Origin of the sequence: Streptomyces sp. NPDC001750 (genome assembly GCF_042892615.1) — a bacterium.
Lineage (GTDB): Bacteria > Actinomycetota > Actinomycetes > Streptomycetales > Streptomycetaceae > Streptomyces.
In genome coordinates this window covers 57,377-83,165 of sequence record NZ_JBIAUE010000020.1, presented here as the reverse complement: position 1 = coordinate 83,165, position 25,789 = coordinate 57,377, and the positions used below count along the sequence as shown (strand labels likewise).

Sequence of the window (25,789 nt, the reverse complement as noted above, 5' to 3'; positions counted from 1 at the left end):
CACGCCTTGCTGGCTTCCTCGAGAGCGCCTTCCGGTACGTCTGGTGTGCAGATCTTGCACAGCCGGAACTTCGTTCCCCCTCTGGGACCGGTACGGGCGCGAATCCACTCACGGCGACGGCCCGCCTTCCGCAGCGGCTGGCGCGGCACCGGCCGGGCCGGCGGCCGCTGACCGGCACCGACTCCTACCGCCTCGCCAGCACCAGGGCCCGAGCCGAAGAACCCGCCACGGCCAGCTGACTCCTGCGGGTTTTGTCCCGGCGGCTCGCCGTCCTCACGGGTGGCGAGCCGTCCCACACAGCGCAACCGGGTCGTTCTCGCGGCCTCTTCACGTTCTCCAGCCGTGTCAGGCCGGCTGTCGCAGCCACGAGTCGAGAGCCGTGTAGTCGCTGCCAGTCAGGCCATGGCGGGGATCGACACGATGGAGCAGGGCTTTCCCCTGATGGTGGGCAGCGACCCAGGCCCGATCGGTGTCGGTGACCTCGTCGTCGACCCAGGCGAACCGGCGTCCCGCGGCCCATTCGACAAGGGCGCGGGTCTTCCAGTGCAGTCCGTTCCGCTCGTCCTGGTCGTCGATGTCGGACGGCTCCGGCCAGACCACCACTGCCAGCTGCGGCAGACCGATGCGGGGCGCGATGCACTCATTCGCGTCCGCCATCCATGTCGTCGCCCAGACCACCTCGCACGGGAGGGCCGCCAGCCGGGGTCCATGCTCGGGATTGATCCTGGTCAGGAGCGGATTCGCGTCGGCACCATGCAGTTCAGAACCCGTCGCATAGGTCGGATACGGCTGGGACACCGCGCCGAACGGGATGAGTGGCCCATCGACATCGAGAAACAGCAGTGCACGCTGCGCGGAACCAGTCACGGAAGCACGATAGCGGCGGATCCCGCCGGTGACCGCCTCGATGCCCCAGGCCCGACAACCGACCGCCGCCCCGCCTGCTGCTATTTCGCGTGAACATCCACGGGTCCCAAGATCCGCAACTGCTGCTCAAAACAGCAGACAAACGCTGCTGCCGGAAGTGAACGAAGCCAACCCCTCGTCGCCGAGCACGAAGCCTTCCGCGACATGCTCCTCGGCCACAGCCACCGCAACGCGACCCTCCACGACGGTCTGCACGCCGTCCTCGCCGCCCATGCCTCCCTGCAAGCCTCCCGTAACGGCGCCACTACGGCCGTCCCATCCCTCGTCGACCTTGGCGCAGCTTGATCACCCTGTCCGCCACCGAAGGGACGTGCTCGGTATTCCGTCGGCCATGGTCGATGAGCGACCATGGCCGGAGTGGTTGGCCGAGGATCCCCTCCAGCGGCCCGCACCCAGGCCCTGGACGCTCCTCGGCGCCTACACGTCACTGACCGAACTCAAAGATGGCGAGGAGCACCGTGGTGCCGACGGCACGCAGGACGATGATCCCATCGGGCGACCAGCCGCATACGGGGCTTCCGGGGAATCCTGAGCAGCCAGGTGATCCCGATGGAGGCGAGGGCGCAGACCGTGAGCCAGGCGAGCTGGGCCTGCCCGTGCGGCTGCGGGGCGCTGGGGTCGAGGTCGTACGACTCCATGTACATCGCCAGAGCGGGCATCAGCCAGCACCCCGACAGAAACGCGGTGACACCGAACACGGTGATCGCAAGCACAAGTCGGCCCTTGTTGCACGTTCCGGGATGCTAAATATTCCCCTTACGCACTATCTGTGCTCTCAGATCAGCCGATGATGGCGACGGGAGCGTCCCAGGTGTTGCGGTCGACGTTGATGGTGTAGCCGCCGCGGGTTTCCTTGCTGTTGGCCTTGTACTGATGGCCGCGGCTGTGGTCGGTGTACAGCTTCGGGTCCCACGGCCAGTCCTTGGTGGTGGTCTCCTGGCCATTCCACAGGGCGTACCAGAGGTTGCCCGGCAGGTCCGTGCGGTCCTTGGCGGTGGCGATCGCCTTGGCGCTGGAGCTGCTGAAGCCGTAGAGACCGGCGCGGTAGGTCTTGGCACGCAGGGTCTTGGTGAAGGACCTTACGTAGGTGAGCGTGGCGTCGTTGCACGCGTTGTTCGTGATGTCGTACGACTCCATGTTGAGGTAGATCGGACTGCCGGGCTTCATCCCGAGCGCGGCCGCCTTGGCGACCGCGTCGTTTGCGTTGGCGGCACCGACCGAGGTCGCGGTGGCGGCGGTGAACCTGTCCTTGTTACCGCTCTGCTGACACGGCGGCTGGGCGCCGACGTACAGAGGGATGACCCGCCAGCCGAGCGTGTCGACCGACTTCACCCAGGACTTCGTCAGGTTGGCCTGGGCGCAGCCGCGGTTCTTACCGCCAATGTAGACGGCGACACCGCTGTAGTAGCCATCCTTCTTCCACGCCGTCATCGCGCTGAGCGAGGGCGCCGCGCAGGCGTCGAACGCCCGGCCCGTGTACGTCTTCTGAGCCGGCCACGCCGTCGCGGCCATCGAAGTCTGCGCCGCAACCCCGGCACCGACGACGACCGCGACCCCCGTGGTCGCCAGCGCTATGTAACGGCCTCTCTTGGAAAGCCGGTGCTTTGCCATATTCCCCACCCATCTGCTGTGTGGCCCCAGGACTCTGGAACCGATTCACTCTATCCGGAGGCGGCGAGCCTGCAGCGATTGCCAGACTCGGCCCTGCCCAGGCTGGCAGCGGCCGTGTGGTCCATTGGCACCTGCGGGTGCGCCACCACGCGTGGCAGCGGCTGCGAGCTCGTCATGCTTCCTGCTCCATCCGCCGGGCGGCCTCGACCTCGGCACGGGCCCTGGCGCGGAGTGGATGGCGTGTCACCGGCCCCTGGGAGAAGATGCGCGCCGCGCGCGGCAAGGTCACGGAGCCGGGGGGCTCGCGGAGCACTGCAGGCCGGGGGCGGATCTCGCCTCCGAGTCCGCGCGGCCGAGGACCGCCGTTGGCGCGTGCCGCTTCCATCGCGGTCCGCAACGCGACCCGGGCCAGGTCGAGCCCGGACGTCTCGCTGCCGCTCATGCCTGCCCCCACGGGGTGTAGCCGAGGTCCAGGTGACCGAGGCCCGCGAGGCGCTGCACGGTCGCGACGAACGCCCGGGTGAACAGGCGCTGCGCGGAGTGCTCGCCGTAACGGGCGATGTGGTCGTGGACGATCTGGTGGTCGGCGGCGGCGCGGTTGCGCCAGTCCAGCACCTGCTCGCGCGTCAGGTCCTCGATGACCAGCTCCTGGTCGTCGTCGACGTCCGCGACCTCCGGGGCCGGGGCGGCGACGGCCGGACGGGGCGTGGGCAGCACGAGCGGGGCCACCGGCGGCCGCGCCTTTGCACCGCGGCTCTCAGGCGAGGGCATCACCGAGTAGCCGGCGCGGGGCACCGTCCAGGTGCCGGTGGAGCAGTTGGGCGCGGGAGTGCACCAGGCCGGTCCGGTAGGCGGGTGGCAGTCTGTCGTAGACGGCGGCCGCCATCGCGGCGGCCTCGCCCGGATCTCCGTCGACCCGCAGACACGCGGCGGTATCCATGGCGATCAGGGCGCGGGTCATCACCGACGGCGAGGTCGTCAGGGCCAGGGCGTCGTCCTGCGCGCGGGACGCGGCGCGGGTGTCGCCGAGCAGCGTGTACGCCTGAGATAGGTGGACGTGGTGCTTCTGGGCCGGGTAGCCGAACCAGGTGTCCGCCGACTCGGGGCCGTCCAACTGCTCGGCCAGGGTGCGAACGTCGTCCACTGCGCGGCGGGCGCCGGGCAGGTCGCCCACGGCTGCCAGGGCACGGGCGTTGACGGCGGCCGCGAGCGCGGCCGCGCCGGACGGGCGGGCACCGGCCTCCCGGCGGGCCTGCGCAGCGATGCGAGCGGCCTGCCCTGGGGCGCCGTAGTTCAGGCCGACCATGGCGTGACGGCCCAGGACCCAGGCAGTCATCCTCCGGTCCCCGGACTCTCTGGCCGCCTTCGCCGCAGTGGCGAACCAGCGGTGTGCATCGGCCTGGTCGCCACGGTCGTGCTGGACGATCGCCACCAGGCCGGAGATCCCGGCAGCCGTGCGCGCCAGGTCGGTGCGTTCCTTCGCAGGGTGGGGCCGGCGCAGGACGGCGGCGAGGAGCGCCAGGTCCTCACGCATCTCCCCGAGGACGGCATCGGGCGCCCGCCCGTTGTAGCCGCCCCGGTGCCGCTCGAACGCTCCCTCCAGGTAGGCGAGGTCCCCGGCGCCGTCAGCGTCCAGGCCGGTGTCGATGCCCTCCCGGGCCTGCGCGATGCCGGGCAGCACGGCGAACCCCGCCGTGGCCGCCGCCAGGGTGAACAGCTTGCGTCGCTTCACGTCGTCGTCCTCCAACCTCTGCTGCCTGCGGTATCTGCGGGTGTTCTCCAGGGCCTGGTCCAGCTGCTCGTCGGTCAGGCAGTAGACGGCGCGGATCGCCGAACGCCAGACCGGAGTCGGTAAGCGGCGCTCGGTCTCCCACCTCTTCAGGTTCTCGACCGTGCACACCAGGCCGGCGGCCGTCATGCGCTTGGCCTGCTGCTCGCGGGTCCGGTCCGCCCTCTCCCTGATGGTGCGGAGCAACTCGCCGATTCCGTCCGGGCTCACCATGCCGGGGCCTCCCCTGTCCAGGTGTCGAAGACCATCCTGGCCCCCCAACGCGGCACCCCGCAGCGGGAATCGGCCCCCCGCAGCGGCACTCCCTTGTGGTCTTCCCCGGACCTTCAATGGTCGAACGGAACCGGCCGGAACAACGCCTCCAGGGGCTCCCCCTCCCAGCCGGCCCCGTACTGGCGCCCGCCTCGCCTGGGGGCGACGGGCGCCGTCCACGCTCCATCCGACACGAAGGAGTACGTCATGAACGGTCTGATCCTCTCCAGCCGCTCCATCAAGGGAGCCGCGACCCGGACCCCCGACGGCGGGGGCACCGGCAAGGGCGACGGCAACGACTGATCGCCGACCATGACCTCCGCGATTGATGCGGCGGTCCGGAGCCTCGGCGGGGACTTCCTCGCCGGGGCTTTCGGCCGCTCGTACCAGCACTGGTCACAGGCCGCCGATCTGAGGGGCCTGTTCACGTGGGACGACCTGAACGACCTGGTCGCCCGCCACCGCCTCGACGCTCCGCGGCTGCGCCTTTTCAACGACGGCACGCAGGTCCCGCCGTACGAGTACCTGCACACCTCGGTCACCAAGCGCACCGAGGTCCGGCACCGGGTCGAACCCTCCGGCCTTCACCGGCAGATCAGCGCCGGCGCCTCCTTGGTCCTGGACGCCGTCGACAAGCTCCACCCCGGCGTCCAGGTCCTGGCCGAGGCGCTGGAGCGGCACTTCCGTACCGACGTCCAGGCCAACCTGTACGCCTCCTGGCACCCGACCGAGGCTTTCGGGATCCACTGGGACGACCACGACACGGTGATTTTCCAGCTCGAAGGTGCGAAGCGCTGGAACCTGTACGGGGCCACCCGCACGGATCCGCTACGCCTGGACGTGGAGGCGCCCGAGAAGCCCGAAGGGCCGCCGCTGGCCGAAGTGATCCTGCAGGCCGGGGACATGCTGTACGTGCCAAGGGGCTGGTGGCACGCGGTGGTCGCCACCGAGGGCCGGTCCCTGCACCTGACATGCGGCCTGACCCCGGCGACCGGGCACCACCTCCTGGTGTGGCTCGCCGGCCAGCTCCTCCACTCCCCCACCCTGCGCGCGAACGTGCCCACGGTGGCCGGCTCGGCCGAGCGCACCGCGTACGCCGAGCAGCTGCGCAAGGAGGTATCCGAGGCGCTCCACCCCCACGTCGTCTCGGAGTTCGCCGCCTCCCTGGACGCCCGCGACCCCGGCCGTCCGGCCCCCTCCCTCCCGTACATCGGCGACGTCCCCGCGGATCCGGGGCTGGTCCTGGCCCTCACCACCGCCCGGGCCGCGCTGGAGGGAGCCGACGAGGCCGTCGTACTGCGCGCCGCCGGACACGAATGGGAGCTCCACCCCTCCGTGCGCCCCGTGCTGGAGGCTCTGGTCTCCGGCGCTCGCCTGCCCTTCGGGGAGCTGGCCGAGCGCTCCGGTCTCACCGTGGAACAGGTCGCAGCCCTGGCCACCGAGCTGGTATCCAAGGACGCGGCAGCCGTCTCCCAGCCGAGGTAGGACCCGCCCATGTTCGAGACCCCCACCCCCGCCACCGCCGACCGGATGCTGGCTGCCCAGCAGCACGCCGCCGATCAGTTCGGCCTGCGAGCCACCGGCCGCCGGGTGTGGGGGTACCGGGGCCGGACCCTCTCCAGCGCAGCGGGCCCGCACTGGCTGCGTGTGGTCTGCGCCGAGGCCGGCACCGAGGGCGGCACGCTGTGGAACGGCCCATCCACCTCCCGCGCCCTCCCCGCATCGGTGCCGCGCCCCGACCTGTTCCGCATCCGGGACTGGACCACCGACGGCTACGCCTACCGGGCCGAGCTCTACGCCCTCGCCCCCGACCCGATGGTCTCCCCGCGCCCCGTCCTCGACGAGGACCCGGCCCTGCCCGAAACGTGGTGGAAGGAGATGGCCGCCGCCCTGGACGCCCTCGCCGACATCCCGCCGCCCGCGGACCGTGAAGCCGTACGCGAGGAGTACCTGCGCCGCGTCATCCCTCAGTTCACCGGCCACCAGGCCGACGCCGCCATCACCTGGAGCACCGCCCACGGCGACCTCCACTACGGCAACATCACCCGCGGCCCGCACATCCTGGACTGGGAAGGCTGGGGCCGCGCCCCGTACGGCTACGACGCCGCCACCCTGTACCTGTACGCACTGCTGGCCCCCGCCACGGCCGCCCGCATCCGGACCGAGCTCGCCCCCGTCCTGGACCGGCCCGAGGCGCGGACCGGCCTACTGACCGTGGGCGCCCAGATCCTCCAGGCCCAGGACCGCACTGACTTCTACGCCGAGCTCGTCGGCCCCGTACGCGAGCGGCTGGCTCACCTGTAGCGGAGCTGCTGCACGTCGCCCGCCGTTTCCAATGGAAACGGCGGGCGCAGCGTCATGTGGCCGCCCCTCACCCATTGGGGTCACGGCGGCTGTGGCGCCTTGCACCGCCGCCTCACTGCGGGCTTCGATGTGCCTGGGCTCGTGAACGCCCGGCCGCGCGATGGAAAACGCCCCCGCACTCTTTCGCCGAGGACCGGCCAGAAGCATCACCATCCGCACGACACCTGTTGGACCACCTCAGCAAAGCGCTCGCCGCCGGGGGCCGGTGTGGCGCGGAACAGCAACCACGATGCCTCAGGCCGCCCTGGCCCTCACCGAAGACCGCCGCCGCTGCACCGGCGAGCCCCACCAAGCACTCCATGCACTCCTCCCGGACACCGACCAGCCGCTCACCATTCCCGCGGCTCGGCACCCGGAGCAGGCACAGCTGGAGGCCGCGGTCATCCTTGCCTGCTGCAAGATCGGCAGCCTCTCCGAGCACCCCCTGGGCATCATCCAGGTGTGTCCAGAGGAGGACCGGACGGCCGGGCGGATTGCCTTCGTCAGGTCACGCCTCTGCGTCAGGCTCGGGCCGGGGCTTTCGAAGTCGGGTGAACTCCTTGGCCCGTTCGACGCGTGAGCGGTGCGGGCCGCCCGGCGTCGTGCACCGGGCGTCAGCGCCCTGGCCGCAGTCAGGACAGGTCACCTCATACACCCGCCACGGGGGCGGCGGCTTCGGCTGGTTCCTCTGTCGTTCCCTGCGTTCGTCGATGATCGGCTGCAGCCGCTCGTCATGGGGCACGTGCCGCACCTGACGACTGCGGCTCCCGTCGTCGACGACGCACTCCTGGCCGCTGCCCACCCGGCACCGTGGACAGCTCGTCTTCATCCAGTGCCGCCGCGCGACCTGCTTGTGCAGCTGCGGGCGCCGACGCGGCTGCTCAACCGACGCGCGGGGCGCGGCGGTCTGGACCGGGGCCGGCTTGTTGAGGCCCGCGCGCGCCTTCCACGCAGCGATCTGGGCCTCCTGGCGCGGCCCGAGACCGCCGGCCTCGGCCGCTGCCTGAATCAGCTGCTGCACCCGAGGGCGCAGAAGGTACGCGGCCACGTCCCGGGGAAGGCGGCGAAGGTCCTCCAGGAGGGCATGTACGCGCTCGGCTGCCGCCGAGGCGACCGAGGCGACGTGGTCGGCGGCCGCGCCGACCACGCGGTTCTCCTCCTCGGTGCGGTCGTGGCTGGCGGTCGCGTTGACGCGGGTGAGCAGCGCCCGAACCTGCTGGGTGTGGCCTGTGGCAACTGCGGCGTCCAGGTCGGCGAAGAGGCTGCGGCGGACCTCGGTCTGCTGCTCCAGCCAGTGCCTGGCGTCCGCGGCGGCGGCCGCCAGCTGTGCCTGCGTCTCCTGCGTGGCGCCGGTGACGTCGGCGATCTGGCCGCACAGCCGGGTCACGACAACGACGGCCTCCACCTTGCGGGCGTCGGCGAGCTGGCGCGGCCGAAACCTCCGCAGGGCGGGCGGCGGCCTGCTCGCGCAGCTGCTCCAGCCGCGTGGCCAGCAGGTGCTCGGCGGTGCGCTCCCGGGCCGCGGTGGCGGCCTTCGTCGCGGCGGCGATGGCGTCCGCACCGTTCGGGTTGTGCTGGAACCAGCGGCGCCCCTGCTCGGTCTTGTACGCGCGCCGGGCCTCCGCCTCGGCTTCCTCGGTCCGTCCGAGCGGTCCGAGGGCGCTGCTGAGGTACTCAGGCAGTGCCTGCTCCACGGCCTGGAGGGCGGTGAAGGCGACCGCGGACGCCGCGGCGACCGGCTCTGCTTCAAGCTCGCCCGGCTGCATCAGTCCCAGGAACTGCTGGGTGGCGGACTCGATGCAGAAGTTCAGGTGCGCCCGTACGTCGGCGGTGACGTCGGCGGGGTCGGTCAGGTCGGCCGACCAGGCCGCGGCGACCAGTCCGGCCTCCACGATCATCGCGTCGGTCCGGCGCCGGTAGCCGCACGCCGCGCACAGCCCGCCGGCCTGCTGGAGCCCGCAGTCCTCGCATGCCAGGGCCTGGCGCACCGCGTCGGCGGCGGCCGCGGCCGAGCGCTCGCGCTCCGCCCGCTTCTGGGCGGCCGCGTCCGGCAGGAATCGAACCGCGTAGGTATCAGGCCGTTACGCAGGATCCGGCCATTCGCTCCAGAGGCCAAGGAACTGGCTGTGCGAGAAACGGCGACACGGAAGAGTGTCTCTTGTAACTGTATGTCTACTCAAAGTGAGGGTGGCGTGTTCTTCGGCAAGAACGGCGGGGACGATGAGGGCGGCAACGAGGAGCGCAACGAGGCCTCCAGTGGTCTGACCATGCTGCACCAGGCGATGCTGCACAGCAGCACCACGCTGAGCGAGACCCTCGACCGGGGTCTCAAGGATGTGAAGAGCACCAACACGGAGGCTCATGGTGCCGTGGCCAAGGAACTCGCCGGCATGACCAAGGCGCTCCGGGACACGCAGAAGCTTCTGCCTTTGCCGTACTCGGCCCGGAACCCGGGTGAGGACGACGCCACCGCTGACGAACTGCGCCAACTGCGGGAGCTCGTGACCACCATGCAGTTGACCCTTGCCGATGTCGCGCAGAACATCGCGTCTTTGACGCCCGTACCGGTTTCGGTGACGGCCACGGCCAGGAGGGAGAGCAACGGACACACCACGACGGCGGCCGGGCCTGCGCGAGCCGTGAGGTCCCTGCTGGACGGGGTGCCGGAGCAGCGGTCAGACAGTGACACCGGTGGTACTCCGTCGTCCGGGGAAGGCCCCGTCCCGGCAGGCGATGCCGGAACGGTCGGCGGGCCGGCTGCCGGAACCGGGACCGCGGTCGAGACTGGGCCTGATGAGGAGGGCGGCGAACGGGCCGGACTTGAGGCGGAGGCACCACTGACGCGGGAGCAGGTGGCCGAGGCTGTGCGTGAGGTGCTGGCAGAGGAAGCGGAAGCCTCTCTGTCGCGGAACCAGGAGATGGTCGACGCCGTACGTGGGGTGCTGGTGCGGGAGGTCGCGCCGTTGGTCGCCGCACAGCCTCGTATTGCTGACGATGCGGCTTCCGCTGCTGCGGAGCTGAACGAGAAGATTGCCGCCTTGCACGCGGAGGTCACCGGCTTTGTCGAGCGTTTCCCGTCCGCGCGGCAGTGCGAGGGAACCGAAGGGCAGGAGCAGCCTGTCGCTGATCCGGAGCACAGCAGGGTGCTGACGCAGGCCGCGGGGATCTCTTCCGCTGTGCTGGTGTGCCACCGCGACCTGTGGGAGCTCCTGTCCGGCTGGGCCGGCGGGCACCCTCACTTCCGGATGCCTCCGCAGATCGCCGACCAGGGCGAGAACCGCATCGCGGCGGACATCTCGGGGCGGTCCCTCATCGCCGTCCTCATCAGCCTGTCCCGCCTGCGGCACACCGCCACCGAAGGCGACGGCGACCGGGAACTCGCCGAGGCCGTCTACCAGCGCATCAGCAATAGCCTCGCCGCTCTCTCCCCCGACGACGGCCCGCTCGTCACCATCGCCCTGGACGACCGCACCCCCCACACCGGCGACATCTCCGATTCCTGACCGCACCACAGGCGCGGGAGGGTGGCCGTCGGTCGGCCACCCTCCCTGCCAGCAGGAATGGGCGCCCAGGAGCACGCACTGCGGCCGGGGCACGGTGTCAGGGTCTTACCGATGGGGTCGTCGTCGGCCCTGAACGTGGTGCGGACGATCGGCGCCCCGTCAGATCGACTGTCGTACGCGCCAGATCCTGCAGGAGGTGCGATTCTCATGCCTTTCGTTGCTCTCCACCCAGAAGTGGGCCGCCTTGATGCCACCCAGCCCGGTCTCGGGGCCGGTCTGGAGTGGTCCCGGGTCTACAAAGTCTCGCCTCGCGTCGCCCTCACCTGTCCCGAATGTGCGTGGGGTGTGCACGCCAAGCACTCGCCGAGCCGGGTGCGGTTCTTCTGCCATGACAGCGGGCGGCCGCCGGAATGCTCACTGGCGAACGAGTCCTGGGAACACCACATGCTCAAGCTGGAGATGGCCGGGGCCATCCGCGCGGCCGGCTGGTTCGCCGAGCTTGAGGTCGCGGCAGCCGACGGCTCATGGCGGGCCGACGTGATGGCGGTCTCGCCCGACGGCGAGCGACGGATGGCGTGGGAGGCGCAGCTGTCCCCGATCACGGTGGAGGACATCCAGGCGCGGACCGACCGGTACACGGCCGAGGGGGTCACCGTGTGCTGGGTCTCCCCTCACAGGCGGCCGCCGGTGTGGCTCGGATCCGTTCCCTCCGTCCGGGTGCGAGTACCCGAGGAGGACGGCGAGCCCTGGGCCGTGGACGACGGGCTCGGGGGCTTCGACTCCGGCAGGTGGCTCTTCCAAGAAGCGGAGCTCACCCAGTTCGTGAGGTGGGTACTACGCGGGCAGCTGCGTCCGTGCCGGAGCCTGCCGCACCACCGCCAGGTGCTGCGGCCCGTTGACGGGGAGAGCCGCTGGTTCCTCCGCGATCTGTGGTGGACATCCCGTCAGTCCGCCGAGGCGCAGAGCTCGCACGAACGGGAACGGCGGCAACGCGAGGAGGCCGCTCGGCAGCGTGAGGCCCGGAGGCAGGAACTGGAGGACACGTCCCGGGCCCGCCGCAAGGCCTGGCTGGCCTCGCCGGCGGGCCAGAAGGCCCAGAGGAGGCGCCAGGAGATCAGAAACCAGAAGGAGGCACGGAAGCGCGAACAGAAGGCGGACAATCGCCGGGCGCAGGCGCAGGCGCAGCGCGACGAAGAAGTCGCCCGCCATCGAGCGGAGGTCCGGGAGCGCCGGGCCCGGGAGTTCGCGCTGGCACAAGAGCGCGAGGCCCAGCGGCGGGCCGCTATGCAGGACCTGGAGTTGCGTGCGCACGCCGTGGCGGAGGCCTGGTGGGCGCGGCTGTCCCGCTCTGAGGTGGAGGAGCTGTTCAGGGCAGTCTTCGACACCGCGTGGAAGCGCGAAAGGCTCCGGGCCCGGATTCCCAAGGCCGGCGGGGTCACGGCGAGCTTCGCCTACGGAATCCCGGTCCACGCCTTCAACCGCCTGTACGGAATCGTGCGACCCTGCCCGGAGCTGCTTCCACTCTCCCCCCAGCTGGCCTACCACCAGGTCTTCGTCCGCGATGCGCGGGAAGCACAAGCCCTGGAGGAAGGCGGTCTGCGGAGCACTCGAATCACCCACTTCGGGCTCGCCGACCGCTCGTAGGCGGCCCCATGTACGCGCAGCAGGTGCACCGGAAGGTGATGGAGCCCGGCAGGTCATGCCAGGTTGCACGCCGTCGGCGTTCGGCTTACGTGTCCTCGAGGAGTCGCTGCGCGAGTTCATTCCGGAACTCCGGGTCGACAGCAGCCTTGATGTCCTTGGCGGCCTTCTCCGGATCACCGACCAGCTCGTAATAGCGTCCCAGCGCGTCCGACAACTGGCCCGCGACGCTCAGCTTCTGAAAGAAGATGTCCATGGCGGCGCGTCCGTCGTACCCCGGCATTTCGATCGGGGGATGTTCCGTGTCCGGAAGCTCCGCCGGAACAAGGCTGGCGGTCCCTGAAGGAGCGGGCTGTTGAGCTCGAGGTGCCCGCAGTGATCTGCTCGGCACCTGCGGCGCCGGTACCGGTTCGTCAGCAGGGATCGGAGCAGTGGGGGATGGCTGCGCGTATACCGCGGTATACGCAGGCTCTTCTGCGGCAGGCGGCTCCGCTCGAGGAGCCGGAGCACTCGGCTTCCCCGGACGCTTCTCCTCCTCGGTTGCTTGCCGATCTGCTTCCCAGGCGGCCATCTGCTCACCAGGGGGAAGAGCCGAGTACTTCCGCATGTCCCGGAACGCTGTGAGCTTCCCCTCGAGCACGAGGGCCTGCATCTCTTCCGTGAGCCGCAGAATCCCGATGCGCTGGCTGAACCACTGCTTGGACTTGCTCAGATGCTCTGCGGCCTTGGTCTGGTTGCCGTCGCTCATTTCCAGCATCTGCTGGAGACCGCGGGCTTCCTCGATGAAGTTGAAGTTCGCTCGTTCTACGTTCTCCGAGAGCACCGCCGCGAGGAAGCCAGGCGCGCGGACATGAACGGTTGAGCAACCTCATCTGACGCCGCATCGGCACCCGCGCGATACTCACCAGGCCCTGAGTAGAGCGGACGTGCGGGCATAGGCGTAATGCGCTTTCGAGCAGTACCCAAGCGCACTAGGTTGTGAATGGTTACCGCCGCACCCGGAGCCACGGGGGTCTTCCGGGAGAAGTGCGGTGGTCAGGAAGGACCGGAATGACTGAACGGTCCATTGCGGGCGGTCACGCCTGCGCCTACCGCCGGATGGACGCCGATCCGGTACGGGGTCTTTGGAAGCTCGCCAGGCTGACGGACCGCGAACGGGAAGTGTTCCTTCTGGTGGGCACGGGTGCAGGAAACCGGCATCTTGCGCGGGAGCTGGGGATTACGGAGCGCACGGTGAAGGCGCACATTGCGCGGATCGTGGAGAAACTGGAACAGCAGACGCGGCTTCAGGTCGCGGTGCTGGCTGTGCTCGCCCACGAGCAGCTGTGTTCCGATCCGCGGTGCGAGTGCCATGAGACCGGTGTCCCACCGGGGTTCTCGGTGGCGGCGGCTGCCTGATGTTTGGGGTGTCCGTGCTCGTGCGAAACGGGTACGGACACCACCGATCAGCACTGTCAGTAGTGTTCTTCCCGGTAGACGCCGTCGGCGTCTACACCACGGCCCCACTCACCAAAGCTCGTGTTCGCCAGCTCCAGGTTGACGACGAAGGATCCGGCCGCTGCGAGGGTGATCCTGAACGGATCGTCGTCTTCGTCGGGCAGGTTGTTCAGGGCCAGCAACGGGAAGTTTGCGGAGGCCAGCGTGCGCTCGTCGGCGATCAGGACGAGAGTACTGCTGGGCCATTCCTCGTCATCTCGCCCGATCCGCGACAGGATCTGATCCGGTGTGAAGCCCGCGTAGGCGCGGGTGTCGATGACGGTAATCGACTTGTAGTGCTCCGATCCTCCTTCAAGGACCTGGAGCAAGCGTGTCCACTCGTCTGGTTGCTCGAAGGATGTCCGCACCAGGAGCGGACCGGCGGACTCCTCGATCGTGGAGAAGGTCGGCTCGGGCTCGGCTCCCGTACGCTTGCCGGGGATGACCTGGATGAGGAAGCGGGGCTTCTTGCCGTCCGACGACCGGTCACTGGCATGGACGCGGATCAGGTAGGGACCGGCTCCCGCAGTGGCGAGATTCTCTTTGCGTAGTGGCTCGTATCCGCTGTCGCACAGGGCGAGAAAGCCGGTCGTGGAAATCACGGTGATCTCTTCGACCTCGTCCCAGCCGCTCTCCGTTCCCGGGTCGTCTCCGGTGTAAAGGGTGACGATGGGGTTCTCCAGGGCGTTTCCGGCGTCGATGTGCAGCCAGTCCTTCTCGGCCGCCAGGAACCCGTGTCCGCGCGGCTGCTTGCCGGCGTCGGGGTCCATGATGGCCAGGTCGCCCCACTCCTTCATCTTGAGCGGCCGGGTGCGGCCGTCAAGGAGTGGCCAGTTGGAACGCTGCATGGAGAACCCCCATCGTGCTTACGGTGCCTGCCAGTCACGTCATGGAAGGGTAGACGGGCCCTGTGGCAGGCACGTTGCGTCTCCTACTTGATGCGGACGTAGTAGCCGTCGCCGTTGAGGACGCGCTGGGCCTTGTAGAAGCCGCCGAGGCGGGCTCCGGCGCTGCGGTTGTCACCGGCGGAGATGATGCGGGTGCTGCCGCGGGCCGGGTTGCCGCCCTCCTTGCTCGCGGCGAACGGGTACTCGTCGCAGTCGTACTTCTTGGGGTCGGGGTTGGGCACCTTCGCGCACATGGCCTTGCGGTTGGCGTTGATGGTCTTCTCGTTGGTGATGCGGTGCAGCGGGGTGGAGGCGCCCGGGTGACCGGCGATCTTGCGCTGGGCATCGAAGATGTGGTTGGCGGACTGCTTCACCTTCGCGTCGCTGCGGGAGAGGGTGAAGACTGGGGAGTAGGAAGGGAAGACGCAGCCGGGGTTTTTGGTGCGCTTCTTGGGGCCCCAGAACGTGTCGTCGCAGCGGTACTTGGCGGAGTTGTAGGTGAAGCCGCCTATCGTGTAGCCGGGCTTGGTGAAGGTGAACCGATAGGAGGCCGGGCTGGCGAGCTGCTTCTTCTTTCCGACGCTGGCGGCGTAGCCGACGGTTCCCTTGTGGGCGGGGCCGAGGGTGGACCCTTGCGGAAACTTGACGGCGGTCTTGACACCCTTGCCGCCGCCGACGGACACGTTGACGTGGATGCCGCTGGCCTTGACGAGCTTGGCCTTGCCGACGGTGAAGCTCTCTGTCCACTTCAGCTTGTTGGTCTTCAGCGTCATGGCGTGCTTGATGTCGAAGGTGGCAGAGCCGAACGGCTTGCCGTTCTTGAGCAGGTCGATGCGGGCGCCGACATCCATGCACATGCTGGTGCGGGTGATGGTGATGGTGTTGAGCTTGCAGCTCGCGGCGGCGCTTGTGTTGGCGTAGACAGTCTTGGCAGCCGGGGCCTGGGTGACGGTGATGCTGTACTTCTCCGGTGCGGCTTGTGCGGTTGCGGCGCTCATGCCGGTGAGGAGGAGGGCGCCGAGAGCGGCACCGCTGGCGGCTTTTCTGGGCGCGCTGATGCGCATAGGTGTGTGTCCCCTCGTTGGTGGAGGGACGGCACCGCGTCGGGCTGCCGTCCGCCAGGCGAGCACGTTATGCGCTTCAACAGCTGTGGATCTATTGGCTGTTGGGACACTGCCGGATAGGACAAGTCGGGATTCAGTCAAAAGCGGTGACAGTTGACCGGCTGTATGGGATTGGGTGTCGGGCCGTCAGGCTTGACACCCCCCTGCGGCGACTACTTCCCCCGAACGGACTGCTCGCCCAGTGCCTCGTGACGCAGGATCTGCCGCCGACCGTGTACGCGTTCCCGTGCGCGGTCCTGCCACTCGCGGAGGGTCGCGGTCGGCACGGTTTCGGTGCCGGGCACGGCTCAGCTCTCCTTGGTGAGGACGGTGGCTTCGGCGGGGGCCTTGTCGGCGGCGATGCCCTGGGCGAGGGCGCGCTGGCGGCCGGTGTGGCGGCGGTGCTCGGTGGCGGCGAGCGGTTCCACCTCGGCAAGGCGGTCGAGAACGGCCGCCTTGCCGAGGTGGACGGCGGCCCACTCCCTCATCCGGGCCGGGCGCTCGGGGGTGCCGGTCGCCTCGAACGCGCGGTTGAACGCCTCCTTCTCCAACGCGGGGTAGGAGTCCAGCTCGGCGTGCAGGCGCCGGGCCTCCTCGCGCCGGTCCTGGGCCTGCTGACGTGCTGCGTGGTCGTGCAGGGAGGGCAGTCCGGAGCTGACCGTGTCCGGGCGCTCGGGGTTGATCTCGACGTACCAGCTGTCCAGTTGGTACGCCGAGAGGTCGGAGGCGCCCTGGCGGTGACGGTCGCGCATGACCCAGCCCTCGATGCGCCGCCCCACTTCTCCCAGCGGAATCCAACTGTGAAGGGTAAAACCACCCAATGGGCACATATTCCTTGGGTGTGATCCGCGTGTCGCGTGCTTGCTTGGGGTTCCGAAGCAGTCTTCTTCCTACAGGACAAGGTCTGCTCGGTGGGGGTGAGCAGCGGCGACGCCAAGCGTGTGGACGTCTTCCGGACCCGCGTGGGGCAGGCGGTAAATACGGATGCTGTCGGTGTTGACGTCGATCAGTTCTTCGAGGTCGTACATGAGCGTCAGGAACGTCTTGTCGTTGGTGACAACTTCGAAGACGGATTTCTGCACGCGTATGCCGTGGCCTTCGCAGAGCTTGGCTACCCGGCGGAGTCGGCGTCGGCCTTCGGGTGTGGTGGTGTCGACGTCGTAGGTGACGAGTAGTTCCATCAGGCAGCTGTCCAGGGGAGGTATGCGGGAAGTTCACCCCGGAGATGGCGCGCGAGGATGCGGGCCTGGACCACTGGCAGTAGGCCTGCGGGGACATCCCGTCCTGCGAGAGAATGCTCCCAGACTTGGGCCTTCCAGTCTTGCCAGGCAGTGATGACGATCTTGCGGCCTTCGTCGGTGAGGCGGACGGCTCCGCCTGGAGTGGTCTCGAAGTGGGCGGGCCGCAGTTGGCGGCGGTTGAGGAGGGTGAGGACGAAGCGGTCTGCGAGGACGGGGCGGAATTCCTCCATGAGGTCGAGTGCGAGTGCTGGTTTGCCGGGGCGGATCCCGTGGAGGAAGCCGATGTATGGGTCGAGGCCGACTTGTTCGGCGGCTCCGTGGACGAGTCCGCGCAGCAGTCCGTAGGTGTAGGAGAGCAGAGCGTTTACCGGGTCGGTGGGCGGTCGACGGTTGCGGTGGGTGAAGGCAGGGATGCCTTCGGTAGGGCGGATGGTGTCAGCGAGGGCGGTGAAGTGCGTGCGGGCGGCGTTTCCTTCGGTGCCCATGAGGCCGTCAAGGGATGTGCAGGTACTGGTTGCGGTGAGGCTTGCGGCGAGAGCGTCGGCTGCATCGCGTATGCGGGACTTTGCTGTGGGGGCGGCGTCCCGGGCGGCTCTGAGAAGAATCCAGCGGCTGTTGCGGATCTTGCCTGCGGTGATGGTGCGGGCGATGGCAAGGCGGCCCTCGGTGTCCTCGTACATCTGGTGCTGGGCGTGTCGGAGGAGGACGTTTCCGTGGACGGCGCCGTCGAGGCGGGCGAGATAGCGCCCTCCCCTCGTCATCCAGGTTACGGATCTTCGGTCTTGGGCGTAGCGGCTGATCAGTTCGGTGGAGAGGTTGATGTGGCCGTAGAGGACGATGGCGTCGATGCGGCGCAGTGGGAGGATCTGGCGTCCGGGAGTGTCGGGAAGGTGGACGCGCAGGCTGTCCTGGTCGAGGCGGAGGTCGGCTCCCTGTGTTTGCACGTACAAGGTGTTCAGCAGTTCGGTGGTCACTCGTCGGTGTCCTGTGGGTCGGTGGGTAAGTAGAGAGTGGTGAGGGCTTGGCGGTAGCGGCGTGTTCCGGCGAGCAGTTTCGGCATGCAGTCGGTGGCCATGGAGCAGCGGCGGCATCGGTTGTCGGCTGCGGGGCCGGGTAGGTGGCTGGTTTCGAGGAGAGCCCGTACGGCTTGGGTGGTGTCGAGCACGCGGGCTCGCAGTGCGTTGTCGATGGTGATGAGGTGGCGTCGTCGGTCGGTTGCCGAGAAGACCGCGGCTTCAGGTACGGGTTGTTGGAACATTGCTTCGAGGCAGAGGGCCTGTGCGGCTGCTTGAATGTCGGCCGGTCCGCCGGGGATGTAGCGCCCCGATTTGTGTTCGACGGGGAGGATGCGGCCGTCGTTGTGCAGCTCTACGGTGTCGCAGATTCCGGTGAGGCCGTAGCCGTCGTGCCAGACGGGCAGGGCGTGCAGGGTGCGCACGGTTCGGCGCCCTCTGTTTCCGGGGGTATCGACGCGCTGGTGGAGGTGGGTCCCGCGGATGGTGGCGGCGTCGTCGGTGAAGGAGTCTTCGAGGAAGATGAGGCCGCATTGGCGGGGGCAGTAGGCGTAGTGCTCCAGGGCGGAGAGTGTGACCTGCAGGAGGTCTCCCTCTCCGCCTTGGGCGGGAAGAGATGCTGTCATCAGATGGGGCGCGGGATGAGGGTGGTGAGGGTGACGCCGGCGGGGAGGTTGGCGTCACGTACCTCGACGGTGCCGTAGTCGGAGAAGCTGCGTGCGCTGACGTCGTCGCGGGCTTTGACGGTGATCCGTTCGAACAGTTCGTGGGAGGGTGCTCGGCCGAAGGCATCGTCGTGGGTGAAGACGTACAGGCCTCGCAGGGCGAGGTTGGCGCGTGCGGCGGCGCGGTCATGTTCCAGCATGACTTCGAAGGCGCGCCAGAAGAGGGCGAGGTCGTCGGAGGTGACGCCCGTGCGGCGGGCGAGTGGGGCGCTGAAGTGGCCGGTGCCGCGGTAGAGGGCGTAGGGCACGACGTGCTTGGAGCCCATCTCGGTCTCCTTACCCTTGTTTTCGGCGTCCTGGCCCTCTGCTCGTTCGTTCCACGCCTTGAGGTCTTCTTCCTTGGTGGGGGTGACGCGGGTGATTCCGATATCGAGGGGGGTGATGCGGTCGATGGAGCGGGAGAACCCGATCTGGATGGGGCCTTGGACGCGTCCGGCCTGCTTGTCGCGTTTGCCGGTCGTCATGACGGCGCCGAACATGCGTACGTCGAAGAAGTTGTGGCACATCCATTCCTGCGCGGATTTCTGGTCGCTTGCGGACCCGGCGGTGTAGGCGCGCTCGTGCTGGCTGTTGAGTGCGGTGCCGGCTTCGACGTAGATTTCGTAGCCCTCGCGGGGTTCGTAGGAGTTGATGAGAGCGACGGTGTTGCGGATCTTCCGCTTGATCGCGACGTCGGTGATCAGGCCGTGGCCGCTGACCGGGTCGGTTCGAGGCAGGCCGCCGTTGTCGGGATCGCCGTTGGCGTTGGAGTCGACGGCCTCGATGAGGAAGACAAAGTCGTGCTTGCGGGCGGGGTCCAGGTGGGCAGCGGTCATGACAGAACGTTCTCCTTGAAGGGGTTCGTGACGGTGTGTGGGTACGGCTCAGGCAGAGGCGGTGTCCTGGGCGGGTTCGGCTTGAACGGGAACCGCGGCGAGCCTGCGTTCCTTGGCGGCCTGCTTCCGTGCCAGGTCCTCGTGACGCTGGTGGGAGTAGCCGATGATGAAGCGGCCCTGCTGGACGTCGGTGAGATGGCCGGGAAGGTCGTCGCTCACCTTGCTGTAGATCTCGAAGAGCCGCCTCTCCAGCGCATACCGGGCGGCGGGCTTGTCCCGGCGCAACCGCTTGAAATGTGCTCCGGAGTCAGCGAAGAGCCGGCGAAGAGTGATGCTGGGCGCGGCGACCGCAGCACTGAAGTACTTGTCTCGCAGGGTGGTGTTGATGTCTGGGAGTGCCTCGTCCTGTACAGACTCAAGAACTGCGAAGAGCCGGCCGCAGAGGTAGGCGGGATCGGTGCTGTCCTTGTCGAGCTGTGGCATCAGGTGGTCCTGGGGGTCTGGGGAACGGTTGAGGATCAGGCGCAGCACGGCCAGGCGCGGTGAATCGACGCGCCGGTCGGCGTGGACACGTTGCAGGAGAAGAGGCAGAGCTCGGGCAGGCGGGCGGGTGCCGTGCAGGGCGCAGTGGAGCAGATCAGCCTCCATACCCTGGGGGGCGCTGTCAGGTGCGTAGCGTTCGCCCTGCCAGCGGCCGCAGGAAAGGGCCAGCTGCCAGAGCGGGAAGTACCGGGTCCTTCCAGTCCATCCGTCCCAGACTCCATGGTCGGCATACCAGGCAGCCAGATTCGTCTTCGCCGCGGGCAGGGGGACATCGATCCAGTTTCGGACGACGAGGCGGGCATTGTTCAGACCGAGAGACAGGCCGTAGAAGGCATCGGTGTCCGCCCGTTCCGCAGCAGCAGGACCGGGAGTGGTGATCACCGAATCGATGAGGTGCTCGATGTCGGCGGCTTCCGGCCGGTCATCGAAGAACATGGCGAGTGCAGAATCGGGCTCAGTTTGCTTCGTCCACCACAAAAGCACTCCGTCGTCCCGGAAACGGCGCCTGTGACGGTCCGAGGCGACAAGGTGGTTCAGGACCGCCATGGCGCGACCACCGCACCGATGGCATACGGGGGTGTTCACCAGCTGAGTCAGACCCTCGCGGCCCTGAGCCGCGGTGTTGATACTGACGAGCTGGCCTTCGTTGCTGCCACCTGCGGTCGGGATCGCCCCCTTCTTCACGGGCTCCGGAATCGTCGCCAGCAGCGGACGGTACTCACCGCACACCAGGCACAGCCCCGCACGCTCCGCAGCACCGCCTTTACGGGCCCGCACTTCCTCGCACCACATCTGCTGCACCGAACCCAGCTGGTGCAGCCAGCAGGTACCGACCATGATGGCGACCGTGTCCTTCGCCTCGACCCCCTCCGGGAGGTCGAGCGCGACCGGGCCGGAACTGAAGAACGTCCTGGCCGCCTCCGCCGCAGGCTCACCATCCGCAGACGACGCCCAGCGCAGAGCGAGATCACGGTAGGCGCCGTGCCGGCGCGACGCCTCGTCCCGGTCCTTCTCCGAGACACTGCCGTCCTTGGCAGCCTTCGGCACCCCGAGCACGAACTCAGCAGTATCGACCAGCAGGTAGGGAGGCACCTTCGTCCCCGACCGCTGTACGTACGGCACCGGCATGGTCAGCATCTGGTCGCGCTGACGCCCCGACACCTTTCGGTTCAGGAGCTTGGCACTCAGACCGTCGGCGGCAATATCCAGCACCCAGTGAATCTGCTTCTCGCGGTAGAACTCAGCAGGAAGCTCCCCCGCGATCCGGTCCCCGTACTCGGTCAATCGCTGTAACAGCACCACTCAGCCCTCCGCCTCATCAGCCCGCCAGGCAGTCAGCGGCATAGCCACCGCCTCGTCCGGCAACGGTTCCTCCGGAACCTCCAGAACCCCGCCGACGACGGAAGCACGGAACCACCGGTATCGCTCCCCGCTGGGCCCATACGCGATCGAGTGGAGCATCACACCGAGCTCCTCGCTGAACTCCACCACTCGCTGCCGCGGATCCGGCTTACCAAAAGACGCACCGAACTCCCGGCAACCGAGAAACGGCTCCGAGAAGCAGGCACCCCGCTCCACCCTGCGGCGCAACTGCTCGCGGTACTTCTCCTCCGACGCAGGCGGATACTTCGCCGACCCGGCCAGAGCCTCGGGAGCCACCACGATCTGCGCATGGATCCGGTAACGGACATCTCTCAGAGCAAGCGTGCTGCGCTGGTCCCGGTCCGTCTCGACGTCATAGCGGTGACACCGGTCGGACTGAAGCTTCCGCACCTCCTGGGCACTGATCACCGACTTCACCTCGTTACGACGCACCCGCATCCAACTCACCGGCCGCAACACCTCAATCCTCCGCACCACATAACGGAACTGAGGCTTCCAAAAGATCGCCTCCAGCACCCCCCTGGCCGCAGACGGCGTCATCACCTGATAACTGACCCGCTCAGCCTTCAGCTCCGGCCGCGTAAAACACGCCGCATCGCCCCAGACCTCCACCACCAGATCAGGGAATGCCCAACCCCCATTGCCGCGCCGCGTCCTGCTGGATGCGGGCACCATCGTTCTCATCCGTCGTCCATTCCTGACAGTCCACCCCGTCGGGCCTGCCCCTGGGCAGGCCCGACGACGGCACACGGAACCAACGGGACATCAAGTCACTGCCTGTCCCCTAGTGATCCCGCACTGTAGGCGCAGGCACTGACAATGCGCCCGGGAAACCGAAAACCACTGCTCACGAGGGCTTCAACGTGCTACCGGCCAAGCGAATGCGACCCTTGACCGACAACCAAACACAGTCGGTCGTCCAGAGGCCGTCAAACGGGCCTCCAGCGCTCATAGCCGCACGCGCCAGCAAGCAATGTGCCAGCGCTGCCAACTCAGAATACGTAGCCGCCCCGGTCCTCAGGATCATCCGCGTCCAGCCCGCGCACCGGATCGTAGTACCCCCGCCACACCACAAGATCACCAATCACCGGCTCGGCCAGCCCCGCGCGCAGCGCTGCAGCGACCTCGTGTCTCGGCAAAGTGGCCATGTGAGGCTGCAGACGACGCAACGGTCCTGGCCCCGACGGGAAGCGGCCACGCAGCGAAGCAATGTCGGTCTCAATAGTGTCCCGCTCCTCATCCGGTTCCTCCGGACGGATCACGACGACCGACTGGGCGTACCTGTTGTCGATCATCTGGAACTCGTCTGCAACAGCGGGAAAGTCCCATCTCTGACGCAGCTCCTGGACCCCCTCCCCCATCGACCGCCCATCGATGCCCTGCAGCGCCCAGCGCTTCTCGTAGTAGAGGCCCAGAGCATCCAGATCATCTGGAGCCGACATATCCGGCCCGAAGAACTCCGCGCTCGCGTCCATAGCCGCCTTGTACGACAAATCCTTCGGAACCCCACCGTCCACCGGCCGGAACACCACGACCGTGCCCCCCTCCGCCAACCGACCGTCGCGGTTACAGCGGCCCGCCGCCTGCTGCAGCGCCTCTGCCGGAGCCCACGCCCGGTACACCCGAGGGAAGTCCACGTCCACGCCCGCCTCGATCAACGACGTGGACACCACATGCACCCCACGCCCGGCCGCAAGCTCACCCCGCACATGCCTGATCACCTCACGCCGGTGCCCAGCAGTCATCCTCGTCGACAAGTGCCACACCGGAACCGCTACCCGGATCCTGCCGTTGCCCGCCCCCGTCAGAAGACGATGCAGCCGCGCCGAATCCCGCGTCGTGTTCACGATCGTCAGAACTTGATCCCCGCCCTCGGACGCGATCTCGTCCGCGATCGACTCCCACGTCACCTCCGGCCCCAGACGCCACTCATACCGAACCCGCCGCAACGCCTCGAACAGCCCTGCCACGTCCTCCACCATGCCGCGACGCGGAACCCCATCCAACTGCGCCAGAGACCAGAACGACGGCTGCGTCGCGGACGCCAACACCACCGACGCCCCGAAGTGCTCCACCAGGTCACGCAGCACGCTCAAGATCGGAATCAGTAACCGGTCAGGGAGCGCCTGAACCTCGTCCAGCACGATGACCGACCCCGCCAGCCGATGCAGCTTCCGCATCGCGGAAGGCTTCCGCGCAAACAAGGACTGGAACAGCTGCACCGTCGTCGTCACCACAACCGGCGCATCCCAGTTCTCAGCGGCCAGGCGTGCCCAGGCCCCCGCACCGTCCCCTTCGTCCAACTCCACCGAACTGTGGTGCTCCAGCACGACAGGCTCGTCCTCGCTGCCCTCAGGAGGATCGAGTAGATCCCGGTACACATCAGCGTTCTGCTGAGTGATGCTGATGTACGGAACAGCGAACACCACACGCCCCAGGCCATGCTCAGCCGCATGCCGCAGCGCGAACCCGCCTGCCGCGATCGTCTTCGCCCCGCCCGTCGGCACATGCAGCACATACATCCCCGGCACACCCGCAGCCGCTGTCAACGCTTCCTCATACACCCGCTCTCGCAGCCCATCCACCGGCGACGCCACACGCCGGGTGAGCAACCGCGCCCTCCCCCGCTCAAAACGCCTCAGCAACTCCCCCATATCAGCGTGCACACCAACGCGCGGCCTCCCACCGGCGAAATGGGCCGCGGTATCGAGGTAGTCCGCATCAACCACACAGCTGAACACCATGCGAGTGAAAACATCCAGGGCCAGCGCCCTTCGGTGCGGCGACTCAAGCCCAGCGAGCCAGGCTGGCGGCAGAATCCGGTCGTCCCGCAAGATCTCCGGCACCACCCGGGCCACCGCCCGTGTCGCCTCCCGGGCACGGTCCGCGTCCTGCCCAGCCCCCCGGAGCTCGGCCAGCACATCCTTGATCTTGTCCTGATCCGGCAGCCCTCCGTGATGCCCTTGCACCACAGCGGCAAGCTGACGCCCCACCGTCCGCGCGGCAAGCACGGTACCCGCTTCCTTGTGAGGAATCCCTACCGGCTTGCCCATCGGCTCAGAATGAAAGACCAGCCGGTCCTGCCAGGCACAGCACCCTTTCCCAACGTCATGAACCAGCGCCAGGTACTCAGCTGCCTCGCCGGCGCCGAAAACCTCGGCGAAAGACCGAGCCAAGGCTGCTGAGCCACGCAGATGGTCCGCAAGCCGGTGCCGATACCCCGACCGCGGGCTACGACTATGGGCGAATAACTCACGCTCCGGCATTGATCCCCTGAGGTTCCAACCGCAGAATCCTTCGAAGCAACCACCCTAAGATGAGCCACTGACACGATCGCAGATGAGCGTGGCTGAGCAGGTACGAATCCGGCCATCCCCACCCCGAACCGCTTTGGCACTTCGGAACCTCAAGCATGCACGCGACACGCAGGTCGCACCTAAGGAAAATGTACCTATTGAGCGATTTTGTCCTTCACGGTTGGGTTGGAGGGACACTCCCTCTAGCATGTTTCCGCTGGTCATTTACCGTGGCGGTCGCCCTTCGGGGCGACCGAGGATCGCAACCTCAAGGCGATCCAGGTAGCCACCGGCCCCCGGGGAGTGGCGGTCGCCCTTCGGGGCGACCGAGGATCGCAACCTCACGATCGGCTGCATCGCGGCCGACGGGCGGCCGGTGGCGGTCGCCCTTCGGGGCGACCGAGGATCGCAACGCAGCGAGTGTCCCCGGGCGCCTGGAGGACGACGCCGTGGCGGTCGCCCTTCGGGGCGACCGAGGATCGCAACCCATGCCGGAGACACGGTCGGCAAGCGGGCAGCCGGTGGCGGTCGCCCTTCGGGGCGACCGAGGATCGCAACACCAGCACCCTGCGCGGGGTGACTGCGGCAGCTGGCAGTGGCGGTCGCCCTTCGGGGCGACCGAGGATCGCAACGGCAGCGCTCTGGAATCGCTCCCTGCGGGGTATCGGCGTGGCGGTCGCCCTTCGGGGCGACCGAGGATCGCAACACGCGGTGCGTACGCGGCTCGTCGTCGCGCCGCGCGGTGGCGGTCGCCCTTCGGGGCGACCGAGGATCGCAACTTGTCTGCGGTTACGGCGCCTCGGCGGCACCAGGTGGTGGCGGTCGCCCTTCGGGGCGACCGAGGATCGCAACAGCTCGCTGACGACTTCGTGACCGGCCGCCAGGCAGGTGGCGGTCGCCCTTCGGGGCGACCGAGGATCGCAACAGCGCCTGAACAGTATGGAGTAAGGGAAGCCGCCCGGGTGGCGGTCGCCCTTCGGGGCGACCGAGGATCGCAACTTGCCCGCCCAACGGGTGGACGTCATAGAACCTTAGAGTGGCGGTCGCCCTTCGGGGCGACCGAGGAACGCAACTATGAGTTCTCGCCCCAACCACGGGAGGGGGCAACGGTGGCGGTCGCCCTTCGGGGCGACCGAGGATCGCAACGCCTCCAGGTGGTACGGGGAGGAGGCCGACAGCAGCGTGGCGGTCGCCCTTCGGGGCGACCGAGGATCGCAACTCCCAGCCCTCGGCCACGTGCG

The 25,789-nt window shown here is 68.2% G+C and carries 25 protein-coding genes and 1 CRISPR repeat array (1 of these 26 only partly in view); of the genes, 5 read left to right on the top strand and 20 right to left on the bottom strand.

Annotation, left to right across the window (positions count from 1 at the left end):
- Positions 1-345: 345 nt before the first annotated feature.
- The 7 genes from ACFYY6_RS27230 to ACFYY6_RS27200 form a co-directional block, all read right to left on the bottom strand.
- On the bottom strand, positions 346-867 hold the full coding sequence (locus tag ACFYY6_RS27230) for an HAD domain-containing protein (protein WP_351635542.1): 522 nt from the start codon (positions 865-867) through the stop codon (positions 346-348).
- A 126-nt stretch (positions 868-993) separates the two neighbouring features.
- Positions 994-1,140: a hypothetical protein gene (locus ACFYY6_RS27225; RefSeq protein ID WP_389195726.1), complete on the bottom strand. Its 147-nt coding sequence runs from the start codon at positions 1,138-1,140 to the stop codon at positions 994-996.
- A 224-nt stretch (positions 1,141-1,364) separates the two neighbouring features.
- Complete coding sequence (locus ACFYY6_RS27220; RefSeq protein ID WP_351632300.1) at positions 1,365-1,640, bottom strand: hypothetical protein; 276 nt, start codon at positions 1,638-1,640, stop codon at positions 1,365-1,367.
- Between the two features lie 67 nt (positions 1,641-1,707).
- Entirely contained in the window at positions 1,708-2,538 is an 831-nt protein-coding gene (locus ACFYY6_RS27215) for a glycoside hydrolase domain-containing protein (protein ID WP_351632302.1), read from the bottom strand.
- Between the two features lie 172 nt (positions 2,539-2,710).
- The gene (locus tag ACFYY6_RS27210; protein ID WP_389195723.1) at positions 2,711-2,980 is read right to left on the bottom strand and encodes a hypothetical protein; all 270 of its coding nucleotides are present in this window, start codon (positions 2,978-2,980) and stop codon (positions 2,711-2,713) included.
- On the bottom strand, positions 2,977-3,267 hold the full coding sequence (locus ACFYY6_RS27205; RefSeq protein WP_389195720.1) for a hypothetical protein: 291 nt from the start codon (positions 3,265-3,267) through the stop codon (positions 2,977-2,979). The genes ACFYY6_RS27210 and ACFYY6_RS27205 overlap by 4 nt, the downstream gene beginning before the upstream one ends.
- Positions 3,268-3,295: 28 nt before the next feature.
- Positions 3,296-4,540: a transcriptional regulator gene (locus ACFYY6_RS27200; protein ID WP_389195717.1), complete on the bottom strand. Its 1,245-nt coding sequence runs from the start codon at positions 4,538-4,540 to the stop codon at positions 3,296-3,298.
- Between the two features lie 351 nt (positions 4,541-4,891).
- On the opposite strand from ACFYY6_RS27200, the gene ACFYY6_RS27195 reads away from it, so the two are divergent.
- Both ACFYY6_RS27195 and ACFYY6_RS27190 read left to right on the top strand, forming a co-directional pair.
- Positions 4,892-6,064: a cupin domain-containing protein gene (locus ACFYY6_RS27195; RefSeq protein ID WP_384422284.1), complete on the top strand. Its 1,173-nt coding sequence runs from the start codon at positions 4,892-4,894 to the stop codon at positions 6,062-6,064.
- Between the two features lie 9 nt (positions 6,065-6,073).
- Positions 6,074-6,883 (top strand): hypothetical protein, encoded by an 810-nt coding sequence (locus ACFYY6_RS27190; protein ID WP_389195714.1) that lies wholly within the window; start codon positions 6,074-6,076, stop codon positions 6,881-6,883.
- 547 nt (positions 6,884-7,430) lie between these two features.
- On the opposite strand, the gene ACFYY6_RS27185 is transcribed toward ACFYY6_RS27190, so the two are convergent.
- Positions 7,431-8,327: a hypothetical protein gene (locus ACFYY6_RS27185; RefSeq protein ID WP_389195711.1), complete on the bottom strand. Its 897-nt coding sequence runs from the start codon at positions 8,325-8,327 to the stop codon at positions 7,431-7,433.
- Between the two features lie 166 nt (positions 8,328-8,493).
- Here ACFYY6_RS27185 and ACFYY6_RS27180 point away from each other — a divergent pair, with 166 nt between their 5' ends.
- On the top strand, positions 8,494-10,425 hold the full coding sequence (locus tag ACFYY6_RS27180) for a hypothetical protein (RefSeq protein WP_389195708.1): 1,932 nt from the start codon (positions 8,494-8,496) through the stop codon (positions 10,423-10,425).
- 207 nt (positions 10,426-10,632) lie between these two features.
- Positions 10,633-12,069 (top strand): competence protein CoiA family protein, encoded by a 1,437-nt coding sequence (locus ACFYY6_RS27175; protein WP_389195705.1) that lies wholly within the window; start codon positions 10,633-10,635, stop codon positions 12,067-12,069.
- A gap of 85 nt (positions 12,070-12,154) precedes the next feature.
- On the opposite strand, the gene ACFYY6_RS27170 is transcribed toward ACFYY6_RS27175, so the two are convergent.
- The gene (locus ACFYY6_RS27170) at positions 12,155-12,889 is read right to left on the bottom strand and encodes a ParB/RepB/Spo0J family partition protein (protein ID WP_389195702.1); all 735 of its coding nucleotides are present in this window, start codon (positions 12,887-12,889) and stop codon (positions 12,155-12,157) included.
- Between the two features lie 227 nt (positions 12,890-13,116).
- Here ACFYY6_RS27170 and ACFYY6_RS27165 point away from each other — a divergent pair, with 227 nt between their 5' ends.
- A complete protein-coding gene (locus ACFYY6_RS27165; protein WP_389195699.1) occupies positions 13,117-13,464 on the top strand; it encodes a helix-turn-helix transcriptional regulator in 348 nt (115 codons plus the stop codon).
- Between the two features lie 56 nt (positions 13,465-13,520).
- Here ACFYY6_RS27165 and ACFYY6_RS27160 read toward each other — a convergent pair whose 3' ends face one another.
- From ACFYY6_RS27160 to ACFYY6_RS27110, 11 genes are all read right to left on the bottom strand, one after another.
- Positions 13,521-14,390 (bottom strand): DUF6924 domain-containing protein, encoded by an 870-nt coding sequence (locus tag ACFYY6_RS27160; RefSeq protein WP_389195696.1) that lies wholly within the window; start codon positions 14,388-14,390, stop codon positions 13,521-13,523.
- Positions 14,391-14,473: 83 nt separating this feature from the next.
- Positions 14,474-15,493, bottom strand: a complete 1,020-nt coding sequence (locus tag ACFYY6_RS27155; RefSeq protein WP_389195693.1) for a NucA/NucB deoxyribonuclease domain-containing protein — start codon at positions 15,491-15,493, stop codon at positions 14,474-14,476.
- 212 nt (positions 15,494-15,705) lie between these two features.
- Positions 15,706-15,837: a hypothetical protein gene (locus ACFYY6_RS27150; protein WP_389195690.1), complete on the bottom strand. Its 132-nt coding sequence runs from the start codon at positions 15,835-15,837 to the stop codon at positions 15,706-15,708.
- 3 nt (positions 15,838-15,840) lie between these two features.
- Positions 15,841-16,311 carry a hypothetical protein gene (locus ACFYY6_RS27145; RefSeq protein ID WP_389195687.1) on the bottom strand — a complete coding sequence of 157 codons (471 nt, stop codon included), beginning with the start codon at positions 16,309-16,311 and terminating at the stop codon, positions 15,841-15,843.
- A 111-nt stretch (positions 16,312-16,422) separates the two neighbouring features.
- Positions 16,423-16,713, bottom strand: a complete 291-nt coding sequence (gene cas2, locus ACFYY6_RS27140; RefSeq protein ID WP_389195684.1) for a CRISPR-associated endonuclease Cas2 — start codon at positions 16,711-16,713, stop codon at positions 16,423-16,425.
- The gene (cas1c, locus tag ACFYY6_RS27135; protein ID WP_389195681.1) at positions 16,713-17,747 is read right to left on the bottom strand and encodes a type I-C CRISPR-associated endonuclease Cas1c; all 1,035 of its coding nucleotides are present in this window, start codon (positions 17,745-17,747) and stop codon (positions 16,713-16,715) included. Before cas1c ends, cas2 begins: the two co-directional genes overlap by 1 nt.
- Positions 17,744-18,412, bottom strand: a complete 669-nt coding sequence (cas4, locus tag ACFYY6_RS27130; RefSeq protein WP_389195678.1) for a CRISPR-associated protein Cas4 — start codon at positions 18,410-18,412, stop codon at positions 17,744-17,746. Before cas4 ends, cas1c begins: the two co-directional genes overlap by 4 nt.
- Entirely contained in the window at positions 18,412-19,326 is a 915-nt protein-coding gene (gene cas7c / locus ACFYY6_RS27125; RefSeq protein WP_389195675.1) for a type I-C CRISPR-associated protein Cas7/Csd2, read from the bottom strand. The genes cas4 and cas7c overlap by 1 nt, the downstream gene beginning before the upstream one ends.
- A gap of 48 nt (positions 19,327-19,374) precedes the next feature.
- A complete protein-coding gene (gene cas8c, locus ACFYY6_RS27120) occupies positions 19,375-21,171 on the bottom strand; it encodes a type I-C CRISPR-associated protein Cas8c/Csd1 (RefSeq protein WP_389195672.1) in 1,797 nt (598 codons plus the stop codon).
- Positions 21,172-21,867, bottom strand: coding sequence for a type I-C CRISPR-associated protein Cas5c (cas5c, locus tag ACFYY6_RS27115; RefSeq protein WP_389195670.1), 696 nt, complete (start codon positions 21,865-21,867; stop codon positions 21,172-21,174).
- A 377-nt stretch (positions 21,868-22,244) separates the two neighbouring features.
- A complete protein-coding gene (locus ACFYY6_RS27110; protein ID WP_389195667.1) occupies positions 22,245-24,518 on the bottom strand; it encodes a CRISPR-associated endonuclease Cas3'' in 2,274 nt (757 codons plus the stop codon).
- A 260-nt stretch (positions 24,519-24,778) separates the two neighbouring features.
- Positions 24,779-25,789: direct repeats of the CRISPR family, unit length 37 nt; unit sequence GTGGCGGTCGCCCTTCGGGGCGACCGAGGATCGCAAC; it runs 720 nt beyond the window's last position.

Bases quoted from the DNA above. Each gene is read 5' to 3' on its own strand.
- ACFYY6_RS27165 (WP_389195699.1), top strand. From the start codon at position 13,117: ATGACTGAACGGTCCATTGCGGGCGGTCACGCCTGCGCCTACCGCCGG.
- ACFYY6_RS27175 (WP_389195705.1), top strand. From the start codon at position 10,633: ATGCCTTTCGTTGCTCTCCACCCAGAAGTGGGCCGCCTTGATGCCACC.
- ACFYY6_RS27190 (WP_389195714.1), top strand. From the start codon at position 6,074: ATGTTCGAGACCCCCACCCCCGCCACCGCCGACCGGATGCTGGCTGCC.
- cas2 (WP_389195684.1), bottom strand. From the start codon at position 16,713: ATGGAACTACTCGTCACCTACGACGTCGACACCACCACACCCGAAGGC.
- cas4 (WP_389195678.1), bottom strand. From the start codon at position 18,412: ATGACAGCATCTCTTCCCGCCCAAGGCGGAGAGGGAGACCTCCTGCAG.
- ACFYY6_RS27225 (WP_389195726.1), bottom strand. From the start codon at position 1,140: ATGGGCGGCGAGGACGGCGTGCAGACCGTCGTGGAGGGTCGCGTTGCG.
- cas7c (WP_389195675.1), bottom strand. From the start codon at position 19,326: ATGACCGCTGCCCACCTGGACCCCGCCCGCAAGCACGACTTTGTCTTC.
- ACFYY6_RS27110 (WP_389195667.1), bottom strand. From the start codon at position 24,518: ATGCCGGAGCGTGAGTTATTCGCCCATAGTCGTAGCCCGCGGTCGGGG.
- ACFYY6_RS27155 (WP_389195693.1), bottom strand. From the start codon at position 15,493: ATGCGCATCAGCGCGCCCAGAAAAGCCGCCAGCGGTGCCGCTCTCGGC.
- ACFYY6_RS27160 (WP_389195696.1), bottom strand. From the start codon at position 14,390: ATGCAGCGTTCCAACTGGCCACTCCTTGACGGCCGCACCCGGCCGCTC.
- ACFYY6_RS27215 (WP_351632302.1), bottom strand. From the start codon at position 2,538: ATGGCAAAGCACCGGCTTTCCAAGAGAGGCCGTTACATAGCGCTGGCG.
- ACFYY6_RS27210 (WP_389195723.1), bottom strand. From the start codon at position 2,980: ATGAGCGGCAGCGAGACGTCCGGGCTCGACCTGGCCCGGGTCGCGTTG.
- ACFYY6_RS27195 (WP_384422284.1), top strand. From the start codon at position 4,892: ATGACCTCCGCGATTGATGCGGCGGTCCGGAGCCTCGGCGGGGACTTC.
- ACFYY6_RS27200 (WP_389195717.1), bottom strand. From the start codon at position 4,540: ATGGTGAGCCCGGACGGAATCGGCGAGTTGCTCCGCACCATCAGGGAG.